Here is a 20,748-nt window from a genome sequence, read left to right as displayed (position 1 = left end):
GAGACATGAGCGAGCGCAAATATTTTGGTACTGACGGCATTCGTGGCAAGGTCGGTGATAGCCCGATTACCCCTGATTTCGTTCTGAAACTTGGCTGGGCGGCGGGTAAAGTATTGGCACGTCACGGTTCACGTAAAATTATTATCGGCAAAGATACCCGTATTTCCGGTTATATGCTGGAGTCGGCGCTGGAAGCGGGGCTCGCAGCTGCAGGGTTGTCTGCCTCCTTTACCGGCCCCATGCCAACGCCGGCGGTGGCATACTTGACGCGGACCTTCCGTGCGGAGGCCGGTATTGTGATCTCGGCATCGCATAACCCGTTTTACGACAATGGCATCAAATTCTTCTCCATTGACGGGGCGAAGCTGCCAGACCACGTCGAAGAAGCCATTGAAGCTGAAATGGAAAAACCGCTGACCTGTGTCGAATCCTCAGAATTGGGTAAAGCCAGCCGAATTATCGATGCAGCGGGTCGTTATATCGAATTCTGTAAAGGTACCTTCCCGAGCGAACTGAGCCTGAAGGGCCTGAAAATTGTGGTGGACTGCGCCAACGGCGCGACTTATCACATTGCACCTAGCGTTCTGCGTGAACTGGGCGCCACGGTGATTGCTATCGGCGTTGAGCCGGATGGCATGAACATCAATGAAAAATGTGGTGCAACAGACGTGCGTCAACTGCAGGAGCGTGTGCTGCTGGAAAAGGCACATGTCGGTCTGGCGTTTGATGGCGACGGTGACCGCGTGATGATGGTGGATCACTTGGGCAACAAGGTTGATGGCGACCAGATTCTCTACATCATTGCCCGTGAAGGGCTTCGTCAGGGGCAACTGCGCGGTGGCGCTGTCGGCACGCTGATGAGCAACATGGGGCTGGAGCTGGCATTGAAACAGCTGGGCATCCCGTTTGCGCGCGCTAAGGTAGGCGACCGCTATGTACTGGAAAAGCTGCAGGAACTGGGCTGGCGCATCGGTGCAGAAAACTCAGGCCATGTGATCCTGCTGGACAAAACCACCACCGGCGATGGCATTGTGGCCGGGCTACAGGTGCTGACCGCGATGGTACGCAATAGCATGACCCTGCATGATCTGTGCAGCGGCATGAAACTGCTGCCGCAGATTCTGGTCAACGTGCGCTTTGTCGGTGAACACAACCCGCTGGAGTCTGAAGACGTGCGTAAAATCACCGAGCAGGTTGAGGCTGAATTGGCGGGTCGTGGCCGCGTGCTGTTGCGTAAATCGGGGACTGAACCTTTGATCCGTGTGATGGTGGAAGGTGAAGATGAGCAGCAGGTTACTGCGCTGGCGCATCGCATTGCTGATGCGGTGAAGTCTGCGGGTTAATTGACCATTACTGCGTTCCGGGGCCACTAAGTGTCTCCGGAAATCACAGCCTGCGAATTTTATTGGTGTTTTTTTCTGCAAACGCGCCAGTGGCTGCAAATTGCCCTTGCGCGGTTTGGCGCCTTTGGTTAGTATTCACACCCGCTTCAGTGGGCAGTTTGATATATCGCCTGCGACTTCTTAATAGAAATAGAAGCCTTTGGGGTGTGAAGCATTTGGCACGCGGTGAAGCCGCAAGGATACGGGTACAACTATGTACGAAGCTCTTCTGGTAATTTTCCTGCTGATCTCAATCGGGCTGGTTGCTCTGATTATGCTGCAGCAAGGTAAAGGCGCTGATATGGGAGCCTCATTCGGAGCAGGTGCATCTGGCACATTGTTCGGTTCGAGTGGTTCCGGTAACTTCATGACCCGCATGACAGCTGTGTTGGCGACGTTGTTTTTCGTCATCAGTCTGATCTTGGGCAACCTGAGCACCAACCAGAGCAAGAAAGGCAGCGAGTGGGAAAATTTGGGTCAGCCAGTGAAATCTGAGCAGACTACCGCGCCGGCAGCACCAACCAAGCCGAGCAGCGATATCCCGCAGTAAGCGCCAAGCAGTAACAGAGTTTGAAAACGGTTGTTGTTACCTCATATAAATAACAGCCGTTAGCAGTAAGAATCAGTACCGAGGTGGTGGAATTGGTAGACACGCTACCTTGAGGTGGTAGTGCCCTAACGGGCTTGTGGGTTCGAGTCCCATCCTCGGTACCAAATCCCAGAGATAACTTGCAATTTTGCGATTATCGGCGTAATATTTGCCACGTTTTCGGACGCGGGGTGGAGCAGCCTGGTAGCTCGTCGGGCTCATAACCCGAAGGTCGTCGGTTCAAATCCGGCCCCCGCAACCACTTTCCTTTAAGTGTTTATTTTCAAATACACTTTTCGATTGAATTCCGCTTTTCTCGATCAACATTTGAAAATGACACTTGTTAGAAAGTTGCACCGAAGCCGCTTAGCGGCAAACAGGGTCCAGTTGCATAAAGCCCCGAATTTTCGGGGTTTTTTGTTATTTGGCAACAGAATCACTGGGCTATTAGGCCCTTTTTTTATGTCTTGGGGGTGGGCTTGTCCACATTAGAGCAAAAATTAACAGAGATGCTTTCGGCACCGGTAGAAGCGTTGGGCTTTGAACTTGTAGGCATCGAATTTATTCGTGCGCGCCAATCGACGCTCCGTATCTATATTGATAGTGAAAACGGCATCAATGTTGACGATTGTGCTGATGTCAGCCACCAGGTCAGCGCTGTATTGGACGTTGAAGAGCCAATCACAGTCGCTTACAACTTGGAAGTCTCCTCTCCTGGCCTTGATCGCCCGATGTTCACCGCAGAGCACTATACGCGTTTCCTCGGTGAAGAAGTCAGCCTGGTCCTGCGCATGGCCGTACAGAACCGTCGCAAATGGCAGGGCATTATTAAGTCTGTCGATGGCGAGATGATCACGGTTACTGTGGAAGGGAAAGATGAAGTGTTCGCGCTGAGCAATATCCAGAAAGCGAACCTGGTACCCCACTTTTAAAGTTTGGATGAGGCAACTAGGATGAATAAAGAGATTCTGGCTGTTGTTGAAGCTGTTTCCAATGAAAAATCCCTTCCGCGTGAGAAGATTTTCGAAGCGCTGGAAACCGCATTAGCCACCGCCACCAAGAAAAAATACGAGCAGGAAATCGAAGTTCGCGTCAGCATTGATCGCAAAACTGGCGATTTCGATACCTTCCGCCGTTGGGTCGCCGTAGATGAAGTGACTCAGCCGACGCGTGAAATCACGCTGGAAGCTGCACAGTATGAAGAGCCAGGCATTGAGCTGGGCGGTTACATCGAAGATCAGATTGAGTCTGTTACCTTTGACCGTATCACCACTCAGACCGCGAAACAGGTTATCGTACAGAAAGTACGCGAAGCTGAGCGCGCCATGGTTGTTGATGCTTTCCGTCAGCACGAAGGTGAAATCGTCACCGGCGTGGTGAAAAAAGTTAACCGTGACAGCATTGCGCTGGATCTGGGTAGCAACGCTGAAGCAGTGATTGGTCGTGAAGACATGCTGCCACGCGAAAACTTCCGTCCGGGCGACCGCATCCGCGGCATCCTGTACGCTGTTCGTCCTGAAGCCCGTGGTGCGCAGCTGTTTGTCAGCCGCTCCAGCGCCGAGATGCTGAAAGAACTGTTCCGCATCGAAGTACCGGAAATCGGCGAAGAAGTTATCGAAATTAAAGCGGCAGCCCGTGATCCTGGCTCCCGTGCAAAAATTGCAGTGAAAACCAACGACAAGCGTATCGACCCTGTCGGTGCTTGCGTCGGTATGCGCGGTGCGCGCGTTCAGGCCGTTTCGAGCGAGCTCGGCGGTGAACGTATCGACATCATCCTGTGGGATGATAACCCAGCGCAGTTCGTCATCAACGCTATGGCGCCAGCTGATGTTGCCTCTATCGTGGTTGATGAAGATAATTGCACTATGGACATCGCCGTTGAAGCCAGCAATCTGGCACAGGCGATCGGCCGTAATGGCCAAAACGTGCGTTTGGCATCCCAGCTGTTAAAACAACATCGTGACGATGACCGTTGGGAACTGAACGTGATGACGGCGGACGATCTGCAGGCCAAGCATCAGGCCGAAGCTCATGCCGCCATTGATACCTTCACCAAGCATCTTGATATTGACGAAGATTTCGCCACCGTACTGGTTGAAGAAGGCTTCTCTACTCTGGAAGAGTTGGCTTACGTGCCAATCAAAGAGTTGCTGGAAATCGACGGTCTGGATGAAGATATGGTTGAAGCGTTGCGCGATCGCGCCAAAGCTGCATTGACCACGCTGGCCCTGGCACAAGAAGAAAGCCTGGGCGACCAAAAACCTGCTGATGATTTGCTCAACCTGCCGGGTCTTGAGCGCAGCATGGCCTTTAAACTGGCCGCGCGTGGGGTTTGTACGCTGGAAGATCTTGCCGAGCAGGGTGTTGACGATCTGGCTGATATTGAAGGGCTTAGCGATGAGCGAGCCGGCGAGCTGATTATGGCCGCACGTAATATCTGTTGGTTTGGCGACAACGCGTAATAAACTGTAGCAGGAAGGAACAGCATGACGACAGATGTAACCGTAAAATCGCTGGCAGCAGAGATTCAGACTCCAGTTGATCGCCTGGTACAGCAGTTTGCTGATGCAGGGATTAACAAGTCTGAGACAGACTCTGTAACCCAACATGAGAAAGAAGCTTTACTGGCGCACTTGAACCGTGAACACGGTAGCGCGCCGGGTAAGCTCACGTTGCAGCGCAAAACGCGCAGCACCTTGAATATTCCGAGCACCGGCGGTAAAAGTAAATCGGTGCAAATTGAGGTCCGCAAGAAACGCACTTATGTAAATCGCGATACGCCAGAAGCCCAACAGGCTGAAGCGGCAGAGCAGGCACAGCGTGAAGCGGAAGAGCAGGCACAGCGCGCAGCAGAAGAGCTAGCGAAACGCGAAGCAGAAGCAAAGCGCGTAGCCGAAGAGCAAGCCAAACGTGAGGCCGCGGAGATTGCTAAGCGTAATTCAGCGGAAAAAGAAAAAGTGACGAATCAACATACCGACGAAATGACCAAGCCAGCTCAGGCAGAAAAAGCACGCCGTGAAGCCGAAGCCGCCGAACTGAAACGTAAAGCGGAAGAGGAAGTACGACGTAAGGTTGAAGAAGACGCCAAACGTGTCGCGGAAGAAGCGCGCCGCATGGCCGAAGAGAACGGTGAGAAGTGGGCCGAAGCTGAAGCAGCAAGCGCTGCGGTTGAAACAGCCGACTACCACGTGACCACCTCTCAGCACGCCCGTGCAGCCGAAGACGAAAACGACGCTAAAGTTGAAGGCGAACGCCGCAGCCGTACGCGTGGCGGTAAAGCAACCAAGCAGAAGAAAGGCAACAAGCTTTCCGAGTCTAAAGCAGACCGTGAAGAAGCGCGCGCCGTTACCCGTGGTGGTAAAGGCAAGCGTAAGCCAAGCACTCTGCAGCAGGGCTTCAACAAGCCGGCTCAAGTGGTTAACCGTGACGTTGTGATCGGTGAAACCATCACCGTAGCTGAACTGGCTAACAAGATGGCGGTTAAAGGCTCTCAGGTCATCAAAGCGATGATGAAACTGGGCGCAATGGCCACTATCAACCAGGTCATCGATCAGGAAACCGCACAGCTGGTTGCCGAAGAGATGGGCCACAAAGTTATCCTGCGTCGTGAGAACGAGCTGGAAGAAGCGCTGATGAGCGATCGTGATACCGGTGCCGCTGCTGAGCCACGTGCGCCAGTTGTGACCATCATGGGCCACGTTGACCACGGTAAAACTTCTCTGCTGGACTACATCCGCTCCACCAAGGTGGCAGCAGGCGAGGCCGGCGGTATTACCCAGCATATCGGTGCTTACCACGTAGAAACCGAAAACGGCATGATCACCTTCCTGGATACCCCAGGCCACGCAGCGTTTACCTCAATGCGTGCCCGTGGTGCTCAGGCGACTGACATCGTTGTTCTGGTTGTTGCTGCCGACGACGGCGTGATGCCGCAAACCATCGAAGCTATCCAGCATGCGAAAGCAGCGCAGGTGCCGTTGGTTGTTGCAGTGAACAAGATTGACAAGCCAGAAGCTGATCCAGACCGCGTTAAGCAGGAACTGTCCCAGTACGGCGTTATGCCGGAAGAGTGGGGCGGCGAAGCACAGTTCGTCCACGTATCTGCGAAAGCCGGTACCGGTATCGACGAACTGCTGAACGCAATCCTGTTGCAGTCTGAAGTGCTTGAACTGAAAGCAGTTCGCAGCGGCATGGCAAGTGGCGTGGTTATCGAATCCTTCCTGGATAAAGGTCGTGGTCCGGTTGCTACCGTACTGGTACAAGAAGGTACGCTGAATAAAGGCGATATCGTTCTGTGTGGTTTCGAATACGGCCGCGTACGTGCGATGCGTGACGAACTGGGTCGTGAAGTGACCTCTGCAGGTCCTTCTATTCCGGTTGAGATCCTGGGCCTGTCCAGCGTTCCTGCTGCCGGTGATGAAGCGACTGTTGTGCGTGACGAGAAGAAAGCGCGTGAAGTTGCGCTGTACCGTCAAGGCAAGTTCCGCGAAGTTAAACTGGCGCGTCAGCAGAAATCTAAACTGGAAAACATGTTTGCGAACATGACCGACGGTGAAGTTTCTGAGCTGAACATCGTACTGAAATCTGACGTACAGGGTTCTTGTGAAGCCATTATGGATTCACTGCTGAAACTCTCTACCGACGAAGTGAAAGTGAAGATTGTTGGCTCCGGTGTCGGTGGTATCACTGAAACCGACGCAACGCTGGCAGCCGCTTCCAACGCCATCATCCTGGGCTTCAACGTCCGTGCCGACGCTTCTGCGCGCCGCGTGATTGAAGCAGAAAGCCTGGATCTGCGTTACTACTCCGTGATCTATAACCTGATCGACGAAGTGAAGCAGGCGATGAGCGGTATGTTGGCGCCTGAGTACAAGCAGCAGATTATCGGCCTGGCCGAAGTACGTGACGTGTTCAAATCCCCTAAATTTGGTGCCATTGCAGGTTGTATGGTTACCGAGGGTAACATCAAGCGTCACAACCCAATCCGCGTTCTGCGCGACAACGTGGTTATCTATGAAGGCGAGCTGGAATCCCTGCGCCGCTTCAAAGATGACGTTAACGAAGTCCGTAACGGCATGGAATGTGGTATCGGCGTTAAGAACTACAACGACGTGCGCGTCGGCGACATGATCGAAGTGTTCGAAATCATCGAGATCCAACGCACCATCGCTTAACGCTAGCACATCTGCTTAAGTCTGTTCTGGGGGGCCTTGTGCCCCCCGATTTGTCTGGAGAATCCAAAATGGCAAAAGAATTCAGCCGCGGTCAGCGCGTGGCACAAGAGATGCAAAAAGAGATTGCTATCATTCTGCAGCGTGAAGTCAAAGATCCGCGTATCGGCATGGCTACCGTTTCTGGTGTAGAAGTTTCTCGTGATTTGGCCTACGCCAAAGTTTATGTCACCTTCCTGAACGTGTTGACCGAAAACGCCGATCCGGAACTGGTGCCTAACGGCATTAAAGCATTACAAGACGCTTCCGGTTATATCCGCACGCTGCTGGGTAAAGCTATGCGCCTGCGTGTCGTTCCAGAGTTGACCTTCGCTTACGACAACTCCCTGGTTGAAGGCATGCGCATGTCTAACCTGGTCACCAACGTCGTGAAGAAGGACGTCGAACGCCGTTCCGCATCAGGCGATGACGAGGAGGCTTAATGAGTCGCCCTCGTCGCCGCGGCCGTGATATCCACGGTGTCCTGCTGTTGGACAAATCGCAGGGCTTGTCATCCAACGACGCCCTGCAAAAAGTAAAACGTCTCTATAACGCCAACCGCGCGGGCCACACGGGTGCGCTCGATCCGCTGGCGACCGGTATGCTGCCGATCTGTCTCGGTGAAGCGACCAAGTTTTCACAGTTCCTGCTCGATTCCGATAAACGTTATCGTGTTATCGCCCGTCTTGGTCAGCGTACGGATACTTCGGATGCCGATGGTCAAATCGTGCAAGAGCGTCCGGTGAATTTCACCCAAGCCCAGCTTGACGTAGCGCTTGAAAGCTTCCGTGGCGATATCAAGCAAGTGCCTTCGATGTACTCAGCGCTGAAGTATCAAGGCAAGAAACTCTATGAGTATGCACGCCAGGGTATTGAAGTTCCACGTGAAGCACGCAGCATTACCGTTTACGAGCTGCAATTTATTCGCTGGGAAGGGGATGAGCTGGAGCTGGAGATTCACTGCTCAAAAGGCACTTACATCCGCACCATCACCGATGACCTCGGCGAGCTGTTAGGCTGCGGTGCGCATGTGATCTACCTGCGTCGTCTGCAGGTGGCGACCTATCCGACCGAACGCATGGTCACGCTGGAGCAGTTGAACGCACTGATGGAGCAAGCCCAGGCGCAGGAAATCGCGCCGGCAGAATTGCTCGATCCGCTGCTGATGCCGATGGATAGCCCGGTTGAAAACTACCCGGAAGTGAACCTGCTGCCCGTTGTTGCGGGTTACGTCAAGCAGGGGCAGCCGGTACAGGTCGCCGGCGCACCGGCTTCAGGTATGGTGCGCATCACTGAAGGTGAAGAACGTAAATTTATCGGCGTGGGTGATATTGCCGATGATGGTCGTGTGGCGCCGCGCCGCCTGGTCGTCGAATATTTCGACTGAGGGTAGAAAGCGCGCTGCCTTGCGATCGCACTGCGCTAAGAGTAGAATGGCGCAGCTTATGCATTGGGTTGCTGAATTAGAGATCGGCGCCTGTATTTATTATCTATAATTCTGGAGTATGACAATGTCTCTAAGTGTTGAAGCTAAAGCTAAAATCGTAGCTGATTTCGGTCGTGGTACTAACGACAGCGGTTCTTCCGAAGTTCAGGTTGCCCTGTTGACTGCGCAGATCAACCATCTGCAAGGCCACTTCTCAGAGCACAAAAAAGATCACCACAGCCGTCGTGGTCTGCTGCGTATGGTTTCTCAGCGTCGTAAGCTGCTGGACTACCTGAAGCGTAAAGATGTAGCACGTTACACCAGCCTGATCGAGCGTCTGGGTCTGCGTCGCTAATCTAGCGAGTTTCAGTGGAAAGGGGCCTATTTTGGCCCCTTTCTTCTAGGAAGCATAAGCAAATCAGGTTAATGTATTACTGATGTTTCCAAATAGGATCTTCCATTACAGAGGTTCGCGCGGCTAATGAGAGGCTTTGTCTCAGGCTTGAGATAAGGATTGTCATTAGTCGCGAGGATGTAGTGAGAAGGCAAGTCGAGTCACTGGCGTGTCGAGTCGTCAATACGATTGCGCGCCTAATCAAAGGATATAATTTTGCTGACACCGATCATTCGCAAATTCCAGTATGGCCAGCATACCGTCACTATTGAGACGGGCATGATGGCTCGTCAGGCCACTGCCGCTGTTATGGTGAGCATGGATGACACCGCCGTATTCGTTACCGTGGTTGGCCAGAAAAAAGCCAAACCAGGCCAGAGCTTCTTCCCACTGACTGTTAACTATCAGGAGCGTACCTATGCTGCTGGTCGTATCCCAGGCAGCTTCTTCCGTCGTGAAGGCCGCCCGAGCGAAGGCGAAACGCTGACTTCACGTCTGATTGACCGCCCAATCCGTCCACTGTTCCCAGACAGCTTCCTGAACGAAGTTCAGGTGATTGCGACCGTTGTTTCTGTAAACCCACAGGTTAACCCAGACATCGTTGCGATGATCGGTGCCTCTGCAGCCCTGAGCCTGTCCGGTATTCCGTTCAATGGCCCAATCGGTGCAGCGCGCGTCGGTTACATTAACAGCCAGTACGTGCTGAACCCAACCACCGACGAGCTGAAAGAAAGCAGCCTGGACTTGGTGGTGGCGGGTACCGCTGGTGCAGTGCTGATGGTTGAATCCGAAGCAGACGTTCTGAGCGAAGATCAAATGCTGGGCGCGGTGGTATTTGGCCACGAACAACAGCAGGTTGTTATCGAGAACATCAATTCTCTGGTTGCTGAAGCGGGCAAACCTAAGTGGGATTGGCAGGCACCTGCCATCAACGAAGCGCTGCACGCGCGCGTTGCAGAACTGGCAGAAGCCCGTCTGGGCGACGCTTATCACATCACCGAGAAACAAGAGCGCTATGCTCAGGTAGATGCGATTAAGAGCAGCGTTGTTGAAACCCTGCTGGCGCAAGACGAAACTCTGGACGTGTCAGAAATTCAGGACATCCTGGGCAGCGTTGAGAAAAACGTCGTTCGTAGCCGCGTACTGCGTGGCGAACCGCGTATCGATGGCCGTGAAAAAGACATGATTCGTGGTCTGGACGTGCGCACTGGCGTTCTGCCGCGTACTCACGGTTCCGCACTGTTCACCCGTGGTGAAACTCAGGCTCTGGTTACTGCAACGCTGGGTACTGCCCGTGATGCACAGAATCTGGATGAGCTGATGGGCGAGAAGACCGACAGCTTCCTGTTCCACTACAACTTCCCTCCGTACTCCGTTGGTGAGACTGGGATGGTGGGTTCGCCTAAACGTCGTGAAATTGGTCACGGTCGCCTGGCGAAACGTGGCGTATTAGCTATGATGCCTAAAGCAGAAGATTTCCCGTACACGGTGCGTGTGGTTTCTGAAATCACCGAATCTAACGGTTCTTCTTCCATGGCTTCAGTCTGTGGCGCTTCTCTGGCGCTGATGGACGCAGGTGTGCCAATCAAGGCTGCTGTTGCGGGTATCGCAATGGGCCTGGTGAAAGAACAAGACAACTTTGTTGTTCTGTCCGACATTCTGGGTGACGAAGACCACCTGGGCGACATGGACTTCAAAGTGGCCGGTAGCCGCGACGGTATCACCGCGCTGCAGATGGACATTAAAATTGAAGGCATCACCCGCGAAATCATGCAGGTGGCACTGAACCAAGCCAAGGGCGCACGTCTGCACATCCTGGGCGTGATGGAACAGGCTATCAGCACTCCGCGTGGCGATATCTCTCAGTTTGCACCACGTATTCATACTATCCGCATTAACCCGGATAAGATCAAAGACGTGATTGGTAAAGGCGGTTCTGTCATCCGTGCGTTGACTGAAGAGACCGGCACTACCATCGAAATCGAAGATGATGGTACAGTTAAAATCGCTGCTACCGACGGTGAGAAAGCGAAATTCGCTATTCGCCGCATCGAAGAGATCACTGCTGAGATCGAAGTTGGCCGTATTTACCAGGGTAAAGTTACCCGTATCGTTGATTTCGGCGCATTCGTGGCGATCGGCGGCGGTAAAGAAGGCCTGGTTCACATCTCTCAAATCGCTGACAAGCGTGTTGAGAAAGTGACCGACTATCTGCAAATGGGTCAGGAAGTGCCTGTGAAGGTACTGGAAGTTGACCGTCAGGGCCGTGTGCGTCTGAGCATCAAAGAAGCGACCGCACCAGAAGCAGGTTCACCTGCGCCTGAAGCAGAATAAGTAGAAAAACTGTATAGATAGATTTACAGCTCCCCGCCATGGGGTTGGGAGCTGTTCGTATCGCGCGGGTAGGATGCCTGCGTATTAGCAAACGGATGACAGGACGTTCATCCAATGTTTGTCTTCGGGAGTGGGAAATGAAGCCTTTCTTGCGCTGGTGTTACGTTGCGACAGCACTCATGCTGGCAGGATGCAGCAACCATGATTGGCGTAAAGACGAAGTTTTGGCAATCCCGTTGCAGCCAACTCTGCAGCAGGAAGTGATCCTGGCGCGCATGGAACAAATACTTGCCAGCCGGGCACTGACGGACGATGAGCGTGCGCAGCTTTTATATGAGCGCGGTGTGTTGTATGATAGCCTCGGGCTACGTGCATTAGCGCGCAATGATTTCTCGCAAGCGCTAGCAATACGTCCTGATATGCCAGAAGTTTTCAACTACCTGGGCATTTACTTAACGCAGGCAGGCAATTTTGATGCTGCCTATGAAGCGTTTGATTCTGTACTAGAGCTTGATCCAACTTACAATTACGCGCGTTTAAACCGGGGCATCGCACTGTATTATGGCGGCCGCTTCCCGTTGGCGCAGGATGATCTGCAGGCGTTTTATCAAGACGACCCAAACGATCCCTTCCGTTCGTTGTGGCTGTATCTTGTGGAAAGAGAAATCGATCCCAAGAAGGCTGACGTAGCGCTCCAGCAGCGTTATGACAAAGCGAACCGAGGGCAATGGGGATGGAATATTGTCGAATTCTACCTGGGCAACATTAGCGAAAAAACGCTGATGGAACGCCTCAAGGCAGATGCAACGGATAACACTTCGCTCGCTGAGCATCTCAGTGAAACTGACTTCTATTTAGGTAAACATTACCTAAGTCTGGGGGACAAGGACACCGCTTCGGCGCTGTTCAAACTGACGGTTGCTAACAACGTTCATAATTTCGTTGAGCACCGCTATGCATTGTTGGAATTGGCGCTGTTGGGCCAAGAACAAGACGACCTATCGGAATCGGACCAGCAATAGCTGACGAACACCTCTACCCAAAAGATTTCACGTTGCGGCAAGGCGGCAATCTAACGAATCCCTGGGAGCTTAGTTCACTAAGTGACGAGGATGAGGGAGAGCAGCTAACACAGCAGCTTGGAAGATGAAGGGTAATCAGCCTGATTGACATTGGTTTTACTGCCAAAGTTATCGCCTTTACGGGCGAGGGCTTTTTTGTTCGTTTTATAATCTAATTTGAGCCGGTTCACACTTTTCAATGAAAATGACTGAAAATTTTCTCGACGAGTTATGTAGACTGGCTGCCATTATTAATGAGGCACGTGTACATGACTACTGAGCTTGAAACCTCTTTTGTTGACCTGGGGCTGTCTGCTCCTATCATTTCTGCCCTGACCGATCTGGGCTACGAAAAACCGTCACCGATCCAGGCTGAGTGTATTCCTCACCTGTTGAACGGCCGTGATGTGCTGGGCATGGCACAGACCGGTAGCGGTAAAACTGCAGCATTCTCGCTGCCACTGTTGCACAACCTTGACGCTTCCCTGAAAGCACCTCAGATCCTGGTGCTGGCACCGACCCGCGAACTGGCGGTTCAGGTTGCTGAAGCGATGACCGATTTCTCTAAACACATGCATGGCGTTAACGTCGTGGCCCTGTACGGCGGCCAGCGTTATGACGTGCAGCTGCGTGCTCTGCGTCAGGGCCCGCAAATCGTAGTAGGGACTCCAGGCCGTCTGCTGGACCACCTGAAGCGTGGCACCCTGAACCTCTCTAACCTGAGCGGTCTGGTGCTGGATGAAGCCGACGAAATGCTGCGCATGGGCTTCATCGAAGACGTAGAAACCATCATGGCGGAGATCCCGGCTGAACATCAGACCGCGCTGTTCTCTGCAACTATGCCGGAAGCGATCCGTCGCATTACCCGCCGCTTTATGAAAGAGCCGCAGGAAGTGCGCATCCAATCTAGCATCACTACCCGTCCGGACATCAGCCAGAGTTACTGGACTGTACAGGGCATGCGTAAAAACGAAGCGCTGGTGCGTTTCCTGGAAGCTGAAGATTTTGATGCGGCGATTATTTTCGTTCGTACCAAAAACGCGACCCTGGAAGTGGCTGAAGCGCTGGAGCGCAGTGGCTACAACAGCGCCGCGCTGAACGGTGACATGAACCAGGCCCTGCGTGAGCAAACCCTGGAGCGTCTGAAGAGTGGCCGTCTGGACATTCTGATCGCGACCGACGTTGCGGCTCGTGGCCTGGACGTTGAGCGTATCAGCCTGGTTGTAAACTATGATATCCCTATGGATTCAGAGTCTTACGTTCACCGTATCGGCCGTACCGGCCGTGCTGGTCGTGCCGGCCGTGCGCTGCTGTTCGTAGAAAACCGCGAACGTCGCCTGCTGCGCAACATCGAACGCACCATGAAGCTGACCATTCCAGAAGTAGAACTGCCAAATGCAGAACTGCTGGGTGAGCGTCGTCTGGCCAAGTTCGCCGCTAAAGTACAGCAACAGCTGGAAAGCAGCGATCTGGACATGTACCGCGCACTGCTGGCTAAACTGCAGCCGGAAGAAGAGCTGGAAATGGAAACGCTGGCCGCAGCACTGCTGAAAATGGCCCAGGGTGAACGTCCTCTGATTCTGCCACCGGATCCTGTATTCAAACCGCGTCAACGTCGTGAATTCAACGACCGTGACGATCGTGGTAACGACCGTCGTCGTGATTCACGTCCAGACAGCCGTGATGGTGGCGCTGAGCGTCCACGTCGTGAACGTCGTGACGTTGGTGAAATGCAGCTGTACCGCATTGAAGTGGGCCGTGATGATGGCGTGGAAGTTCGTCATATCGTTGGCGCGATCGCTAACGAAGGCGACATCAGCAGCCGTTACATCGGTAACATCAAGCTGTTCGCTGGCCACTCTACTATTGAGCTGCCAAAAGGTATGCCGGGCGAGATCCTGTCTCACTTCACCCGTACCCGTATCTTGAACAAACCGATGAACATGCAACTGCTGGGCGATGCACAGCCGCATGAGCGTCGTGAGCGTCCTGCTTCTGCCGGTAACGGCGAGCGTCGTGGCGGTGGTCGTCCATTCAACGGCGAACGTCGTGAAGGGGCAAACCCAGGTCGTCGTTCTTTCGGTGATCGTCGTGAAGGCGGTGCTGCTGCACCTGCTGGCAACGGTGGCGAGCGTCGTGGCGGCAACTTCAACCGTGATGGCCAGCGCGCACCACGTCGTGATGACGCCGCTCCGGCTACACCACGTCGTCGCTTCGGTGATGCATAACGCCTGATTTAACCGTTCGCGGTGAGTCGGACTAAAAACCAGCCTTCGGGCTGGTTTTTTTATGCCTGAAATTCACCATGAAGTGCAGGAAAATGGCGTATCATTTATAAGGTTTTTTCTTATGGATACTATGCACGGGAGATGCCATGAGTTGGCAGCAGTTTAAGTCTCAATACCTGGTGCGTTTTTGGGCACCTTTACCCGCGGTGATTGCTGCGGGGATCCTTTCTACCTATTACTTCGGCCTGACCGGTACCTTCTGGGCGGTAACGGGGGAGTTTACCCGTTGGGGCGGCCATGTATTGCAATGGTTTGGTTTCCACCCTGAACAATGGGGTTACTTCAAAGTCATTGGCCTTGAGGGGACGCCGCTGCAACGCATTGATGGCCGGATGATCATCGGCATGTTCGCCGGCTGTATCGCTGCGGCGCTGTGGGCCAATAACATCAAGCTGCGGCAGCCGCAGCATCGTATCCGTATTGTACAAGCGCTGCTGGGCGGTATTATCGCCGGTTTTGGGGCGCGTCTCGCGATGGGTTGCAATCTGGCTGCGTTCTTTACCGGTATTCCTCAGTTCTCGCTCCACGCTTGGTTCTTCGCGTTGGCAACCGCCGCGGGCTCTTACTTTGGCGCTAAATTTACCCTGTTGCCCATGTTCCGCATCCCGATAAAATTACAGAAAGTGAAGGCTGCCGCACCATTGACGCAAAAGCCGGAGCAGGCTCGTCGCCGCTTCCGTTTGGGGATGGTGATTTTCTTCCTGTCGATTGCCTGGTCATTGTGGACGTTATTTGATGCGCCGAAGCTGGGTATTGCCATGTTGTTTGGTATCGGTTTTGGCCTGTTGATTGAACGCGCACAGATCTGCTTTACCTCGGCGTTTCGTGATTTATGGATCACCGGACGTACTCATATGGCAAAAGCGATCATCATCGGCATGGCGGTCAGCGCCATTGGCATTTTCAGTTATGTGCAACTGGGTGTGGCGCCGAAAATCATGTGGGCCGGCCCGAATGCGGTACTCGGCGGCCTGCTGTTCGGCTTTGGCATCGTGCTGGCCGGTGGTTGTGAAACCGGCTGGATGTATCGGGCGGTGGAAGGGCAAGTCCACTATTGGTGGGTCGGGCTGGGTAATATTATCGGGGCCACGCTGTTGGCTTACTATTGGGATGATTTGGCCCCGGCATTGGCGACGGATTACGACAAAGTCAATTTACTCGATACCTTCGGTCCTATCGGAGGGTTGCTTGTGACCTACCTGCTGCTGGCATTGGCATTTGCCGCGATGCTGTGGTGGGAGAAGCGTTTTTTCCGCGCGAAACCCAATGCGCAGGTGGTTAATTTAAGGAGTGTGTCATGAAGCAAGCGGCGATAGTGCCGGATTACCGGCTGGATATGCTCGGCGAGCCTTGTCCTTATCCGGCGGTGGCGACGCTGGAGGCGATGCCGCAGTTGAAGCCGGGGGAAATCCTGGAGGTAATCAGCGATTGCCCGCAGTCGATCAACAACATTCCTCTCGATGCGCGCAACCATGGCTACAAGGTGCTGGATATCCAACAGGACGGGCCGACCATCCGTTATTTAATCCAGCGCTGATAAAATGAGGGCGCCGTGCAGGCGCCCGAGTCGTTTAGCCTTTCACCAGATCGCCTTTGACTGCGGCAACAATCTCAAACGAATGTAGCCGTGCCTGATGATCAAAAATCTGGCCGTTGACCATGATTTCATCCGCGCCGGTTTCGCGCAGTAATGTCTGCAATCCGTTACGAACCGTGCTTTCATTCCCGACAATCGACATGCGCAACGCCTGATCGACCCCGTATTGCTCCCCGGCCGTCCACAGCGCGTGGATATTGTCCACTGGCGCTGGCAGCGGGCCCGGCGAGCCGCGGCGCAGATTAATAAATTGCTGCTGCATCGAGGTAAACAGGAAGCGCGCATCGGCATCGCTGTCGGCAGCCACCACGTTGACGCATACCATGGCGTGCGGGTGTTGGCATTGTTCGGAGGCCTTGAAATTATCGCGGTACAGGTTCAGTGCCTGGAACAGCATCTCCGGCGCAAAGTGGGACGCGAAAGCAAATGGCAGGCCGAGCTTGGCTGCCAGTTGGGCGCTATACAGGCTGGAGCCCAATAGCCAGAGCGGTACATGTAATCCTTGCCCGGGGACGGCCTGCACCGGCTGTCCTGGCTGCGCATCGCAGAAGTAATGTTGCAGTTCTTGTACGTCGCGAGGGAAGTTATCCACTTCGCCGGACAGATGGCGGCGCAGCGCCATCATGGTGCGCTGATCGGTGCCGGGGGCGCGACCAAGGCCCAAATCGATACGCCCAGGGTACAGCGATTCCAGCGTACCGAATTGTTCGGCGATCACCAACGGCGAATGGTTAGGCAGCATTACGCCGCCGGAACCAAGACGAATGCTTTGGGTGCCGGCCGCGAGATAACCCAGCAGCACCGACGTTGCCGCGCTGCCGATGCCGGTCATATTGTGGTGTTCAGCCAGCCAATAGCGTTGGTAATCCCATTTCTCGGCGTGTTGTGCTAAATCTAAAGAGGCATGAAACGCATCACGCGGTTTGGCCCCTTGCGGGATGGGAGATAAATCCAGTACCGAAACCGGTACCGCAGTTTTTTCAGTCATGTCATCGTCCATCAAAGAGTTGATCGCTTAAAGGGCGATTGCAGGGATCTGCAAACTACAAAGCAGAATGTGCTTTTAGTGTTAAAAGCATAATCCAATTTATGGTTATAAAAGAGGATATATGTGCTTGTAATATCCTTATGATAAAAATGGTTTTTTGGGAGCTTATTGAAATATGGACGTGTTGATTTCCGCCTGCCGCTTACCGCTCAGGGAGCTGAGATAATGAAAAAAAAGACATTGTTTACCCTGCTATTGATGGTGGTAGCGATCGCCATGGCGATTTTGTTCCGTGCCCATAACCAAGACCTGCTGCTGCAAGGGGAAGTGGACGCACCCGAGGTGATTGTGGCGTCTAAGGCCAAGGGGCGGGTCGTAGAACGTTTAGTGGAACGCGGTGACGACGTGAAGGTCGGGCAGGTGATGATTCAGCTCGACAGCCCAGAGCTGATGGCCCAACTGCGCTCCGCACAGGCGACGCGGGACGAAGCCAAGGCGCAGCTCGATCAGTCGTTGCACGGGACGCGTGAAGAAAGCATCCGTAACTTGCGTGCCAATCTGGCGCAGGCCGAAGCGCAATACCGTAATGCACAGAACGATTACAACCGTAACTTGAGCGTATCCGGCAAAGGCTATATTTCAAAGTCTGAGCTGGACAGCTCACGCCGTGCGCGTGATACCGCCTTCCAGCAGGTGCAAGCGGCCAAAGCCAATCTGGATGAAGGCACCAACGGTGACCGTATCGAACTGCGGCAACAATACGCGGCGGCGTTGCGGGCGGCGGAAGAAAATCTGCTGCAAGTCAAAGCACAGACGGACGATTTGCAGGTGTTAGCGCCGGTCGATGGTGAAGTGGGGCCTATTCCGGCAGAGGTCGGGGAACTGTTGAACGCCGGTAGCCCGCTGTTGACGTTGATCCGCATTCCTGACGCCTATTTCGTGTTCAACCTGCGCGAAGACATTTTGGCCCATGTGCGCAAGGGCGATAAGATCAAGATGCGTGTACCGGCGCTGAAGGACAAAATGATTGAAGCCGAAGTACGCTATATCGCCCCACTGGGTGATTACGCCACCAAACGCGCCACGCGCGCTACCGGTGACTTCGATCTGAAAACGTTTGAAGTGCGTCTGTATCCGTCACAACCGGTGGAAGGCTTGCGTCCAGGGATGAGCAGCTTATGGCTATGGAAAGAGTAAGGGCCGGTTGGCGCTGTTTTAGCCACGCATTCGATAACGAATGTCGCATGGCCTTCCGCAGCCCGGTTGTACACTGGCTAAGCTGGATCTTTCCGTTGATCCTGTTTGGGCTGATCAGCAGTAACTTTTCGGAAGGGACCTTGCTGGATCTGCCCGTGTCGGTGGTGGATAACGATCACAGCTCATTGTCCAAGTCGTTGACCCGAAGGTTGGATGCTGGTTCACATGCCCATGTTGAAGCTTATAACGGTGGGTTGGCTGAGTCGCTGCATCGTCTGCGCAGTGCGCAAGATTACGCACTACTGTATGTGCCACCGGATTTTGAAGCCAACGCGCTGGCAGGCAAGCAGCCCAGCGTAGTGATGTACTACAACGCGTTGTTTTACGGTGCCGGTCTGTATTCCACCCAGGATTTCAGCGGGTTGATGGCTGAGATTAACGCCAGCTACCGCAGTATTATCGCGGGTGAGATGGGTAAGACGCTGCCGCCTTTGGCGGACGTGACGTTATCCTATGGCAGCTTGTTTAACGCCAGCGGCAGTTACATCTATTACCAGCAGTTTGCCGCCACCATCCATTTACTGCAGCTGTTTGTGGTGACCTGCACGATCTACGTTTTGGCGCGCAGTAAATCGCTGTTGAAAGCCCGCCCGTTCAGCTTGGCACTGCTCGGTAAACTGGCGCCCTATACCCTTTGTTTCACCAGTTTGCTGATGGTGGAGATTGCCGCGCTGGTCGGTATTTTTGATGCTCGCGTCAGCGGCAATCCTCTGTTCATGCTGATGATCGCTTTTTTCTATGTCATGGCGGCGCAAAGCATTGGCCTGCTGTTATTTACCTTCACCAGCACGACCATCACCGCTTACAGCCTGATCGCCATTTTGGTGAGTATTGCTTTGACCTTCTCGGGCATGGCGGTGCCGGAACTGTCGATGCCGCTGCCTGCGCGTATTATCTCCAATATCGAGCCGCTGACCCACGCACTGTACGCGATGTTTGACGTGTTTCTGCGGCAGGTGCCGGCCAGTGCCATTTTCAGCGTTTGTGCGTTGCTGTCGATTTATCCGCTGGTGGCTGGGCTGTTGGTGCGCAACCGGCTCTTGGTGCGGCTGCAAAAAGAAGGGAACGCAGGATGAAGCTCTATTGGCAAACTTTCGTCCGGGTGCTGCTCGGGATGCTTGAGCGGCCGATGTGGCTGATGTTGATCCTGTCGCTGTGCGTGATGAGTATGGTCTATGCCAACCGTACGGTATGGGATTTGCCGGTGGGTGTTATCGATCAGGATCACAGCACGGCCAGCCGTCAACTTATCCGTCAACTGGACGCCACATCGAAAATCGCCATCGTGACCTACGACAGCCTGGAACAGGCACAGCGCGATCTCGGTTGGCGCAAGCTGTTCGCGGTGATCATCATGCCGGTGGATCTGGAGAAGAAGATCCTGAGCGGCCAAAATATCGTGGTGCCGGTTTACGGCGATGCGACCAACCGCCTGGCTAATGGCCAGATCCAGCAGGACGTCGTGGCGGCTTATCAGCAACTGCTGACCCAGTACAACAACGGGCTGCTGCTGCGCAGCGGCTTCAGTGAGCGCCAGGCGCAGGTGATCCTGACGCCGATAGTGGGGCAGACGTTGGATGTGTTCAACCCGGGTATCAGCTTTGCGGCAATTATCTTCCCCGGCCTGTTGGTGATGCTTCTACAGCACTCGCTGTTGATTGCCTGTGTGCGAGTTAGTATTGCCATGAAGAGTATGCCTGGTGGGAAAGCACCGCTGGCAGCACATCTGGGGGGGCTGACGGCGTTGCTGCCTATCTGGTTATTTTTGTCTATCGTGCTGTTTGTGCTGTGGCCATGGGTGCTTGGCTACCGGCAAACCGCAGGCATCGCGGAAATTCTGCTGCTGACGTTCCCGTTTTTGCTGGCGGTATTGGGGCTGGGCAAGCTGGTGACCGAGTGTCTGCGCAGCGTAGAGATGATCTACCTGACGCTGGCCTTTATTACCACGCCAATATTCTACCTCTCCGGTACCATCTGGCCGCTGCAGGCGATGCCGGGCTGGGTGCGGGCGATTTCCTATTGTATTCCCTCCACTTGGGCCACCAAGGCTGTTGCGGGGGTTAATCAGATGGGGCTTTCGTTGAACGAAGTCGGGGGTGACGTAGTGATGCTGCTGGTGCTGGGGATCATTTACACCCTGTTGGGCTTCGGTGTGGGCTTTATTCGCAACAGCGTGGCGTTGCGCGGGATGTTCAGGAAACGGCGGGCGTAACCGATGCCGC

General features: G+C 54.0%; 18 protein-coding genes and 2 tRNA genes. 19 read left to right on the top strand and 1 reads right to left on the bottom strand.

Features of this window, described 5'->3' with window-relative positions:
- Nucleotides 1-5: 5 nt before the first annotated feature.
- The 16 genes from glmM to yedF all read left to right on the top strand — a co-directional run bounded on the left by glmM (nt 6) and on the right by yedF (nt 16,221).
- Nucleotides 6-1,343: a phosphoglucosamine mutase gene (gene glmM / locus AC2FC2_RS07130; RefSeq protein WP_209634349.1), complete on the top strand. Its 1,338-nt coding sequence runs from the start codon at nt 6-8 to the stop codon at nt 1,341-1,343.
- 253 nt (nt 1,344-1,596) lie between these two features.
- Entirely contained in the window at nt 1,597-1,932 is a 336-nt protein-coding gene (gene secG / locus AC2FC2_RS07125) for a preprotein translocase subunit SecG (RefSeq protein ID WP_020824951.1), read from the top strand.
- A 77-nt stretch (nt 1,933-2,009) separates the two neighbouring features.
- Nucleotides 2,010-2,096, top strand: a tRNA-Leu gene (locus AC2FC2_RS07120).
- A 60-nt stretch (nt 2,097-2,156) separates the two neighbouring features.
- Nucleotides 2,157-2,233: transfer RNA gene (locus tag AC2FC2_RS07115), tRNA-Met, on the top strand.
- Between the two features lie 217 nt (nt 2,234-2,450).
- Entirely contained in the window at nt 2,451-2,903 is a 453-nt protein-coding gene (gene rimP, locus AC2FC2_RS07110) for a ribosome maturation factor RimP (protein ID WP_004952852.1), read from the top strand.
- A gap of 21 nt (nt 2,904-2,924) precedes the next feature.
- On the top strand, nt 2,925-4,433 hold the full coding sequence (gene nusA, locus AC2FC2_RS07105; RefSeq protein WP_490659017.1) for a transcription termination factor NusA: 1,509 nt from the start codon (nt 2,925-2,927) through the stop codon (nt 4,431-4,433).
- A 24-nt stretch (nt 4,434-4,457) separates the two neighbouring features.
- A complete protein-coding gene (gene infB / locus AC2FC2_RS07100) occupies nt 4,458-7,145 on the top strand; it encodes a translation initiation factor IF-2 (RefSeq protein ID WP_209634351.1) in 2,688 nt (895 codons plus the stop codon).
- Between the two features lie 68 nt (nt 7,146-7,213).
- The gene (gene rbfA / locus AC2FC2_RS07095; protein WP_037423156.1) at nt 7,214-7,624 is read left to right on the top strand and encodes a 30S ribosome-binding factor RbfA; all 411 of its coding nucleotides are present in this window, start codon (nt 7,214-7,216) and stop codon (nt 7,622-7,624) included.
- Nucleotides 7,624-8,568, top strand: coding sequence for a tRNA pseudouridine(55) synthase TruB (gene truB / locus AC2FC2_RS07090; protein WP_209634356.1), 945 nt, complete (start codon nt 7,624-7,626; stop codon nt 8,566-8,568). The genes rbfA and truB overlap by 1 nt, the downstream gene beginning before the upstream one ends.
- Nucleotides 8,569-8,692: 124 nt before the next feature.
- The gene (gene rpsO / locus AC2FC2_RS07085; protein WP_012004950.1) at nt 8,693-8,962 is read left to right on the top strand and encodes a 30S ribosomal protein S15; all 270 of its coding nucleotides are present in this window, start codon (nt 8,693-8,695) and stop codon (nt 8,960-8,962) included.
- 255 nt (nt 8,963-9,217) lie between these two features.
- A complete protein-coding gene (pnp, locus tag AC2FC2_RS07080) occupies nt 9,218-11,335 on the top strand; it encodes a polyribonucleotide nucleotidyltransferase (RefSeq protein ID WP_209634358.1) in 2,118 nt (705 codons plus the stop codon).
- Between the two features lie 137 nt (nt 11,336-11,472).
- Nucleotides 11,473-12,357 (top strand): lipoprotein NlpI, encoded by an 885-nt coding sequence (gene nlpI / locus AC2FC2_RS07075; protein ID WP_012004952.1) that lies wholly within the window; start codon nt 11,473-11,475, stop codon nt 12,355-12,357.
- A 238-nt stretch (nt 12,358-12,595) separates the two neighbouring features.
- Nucleotides 12,596-12,676 (top strand): protein YrbN, encoded by an 81-nt coding sequence (gene yrbN / locus AC2FC2_RS07070; RefSeq protein ID WP_096335046.1) that lies wholly within the window; start codon nt 12,596-12,598, stop codon nt 12,674-12,676.
- Nucleotides 12,666-14,624: a DEAD/DEAH family ATP-dependent RNA helicase gene (locus AC2FC2_RS07065; protein WP_209634360.1), complete on the top strand. Its 1,959-nt coding sequence runs from the start codon at nt 12,666-12,668 to the stop codon at nt 14,622-14,624. Before yrbN ends, AC2FC2_RS07065 begins: the two co-directional genes overlap by 11 nt.
- Before the next feature lie 146 nt (nt 14,625-14,770).
- Nucleotides 14,771-15,985, top strand: coding sequence for a selenium metabolism membrane protein YedE/FdhT (yedE, locus tag AC2FC2_RS07060; protein ID WP_209634362.1), 1,215 nt, complete (start codon nt 14,771-14,773; stop codon nt 15,983-15,985).
- Nucleotides 15,982-16,221, top strand: a complete 240-nt coding sequence (gene yedF, locus AC2FC2_RS07055; protein ID WP_004952879.1) for a sulfurtransferase-like selenium metabolism protein YedF — start codon at nt 15,982-15,984, stop codon at nt 16,219-16,221. Before yedE ends, yedF begins: the two co-directional genes overlap by 4 nt.
- Before the next feature lie 34 nt (nt 16,222-16,255).
- Here yedF and AC2FC2_RS07050 read toward each other — a convergent pair whose 3' ends face one another.
- The gene (locus AC2FC2_RS07050; RefSeq protein WP_209634364.1) at nt 16,256-17,269 is read right to left on the bottom strand and encodes a luciferase-like monooxygenase; all 1,014 of its coding nucleotides are present in this window, start codon (nt 17,267-17,269) and stop codon (nt 16,256-16,258) included.
- A gap of 225 nt (nt 17,270-17,494) precedes the next feature.
- Between AC2FC2_RS07050 and AC2FC2_RS07045 the strand changes: the two genes are divergently transcribed.
- From AC2FC2_RS07045 to AC2FC2_RS07035, 3 genes are read left to right on the top strand one after another with little or no spacing between them, the layout of a single operon-like run.
- Nucleotides 17,495-18,466: an HlyD family secretion protein gene (locus AC2FC2_RS07045; RefSeq protein WP_209634367.1), complete on the top strand. Its 972-nt coding sequence runs from the start codon at nt 17,495-17,497 to the stop codon at nt 18,464-18,466.
- Nucleotides 18,448-19,602, top strand: a complete 1,155-nt coding sequence (locus tag AC2FC2_RS07040) for an ABC transporter permease (protein WP_490659016.1) — start codon at nt 18,448-18,450, stop codon at nt 19,600-19,602. Before AC2FC2_RS07045 ends, AC2FC2_RS07040 begins: the two co-directional genes overlap by 19 nt.
- Nucleotides 19,599-20,738: an ABC transporter permease gene (locus AC2FC2_RS07035; protein WP_209634371.1), complete on the top strand. Its 1,140-nt coding sequence runs from the start codon at nt 19,599-19,601 to the stop codon at nt 20,736-20,738. The genes AC2FC2_RS07040 and AC2FC2_RS07035 overlap by 4 nt, the downstream gene beginning before the upstream one ends.
- Nucleotides 20,739-20,748 lie beyond the last annotated feature (10 nt).

It is taken from the genome of Serratia sp. CoH_122_TC_1 (assembly GCF_058191755.1).
The sequence above is the reverse complement of the archived record's forward strand: the minus strand, read 5'-3'. Positions and strand labels throughout refer to the sequence as shown.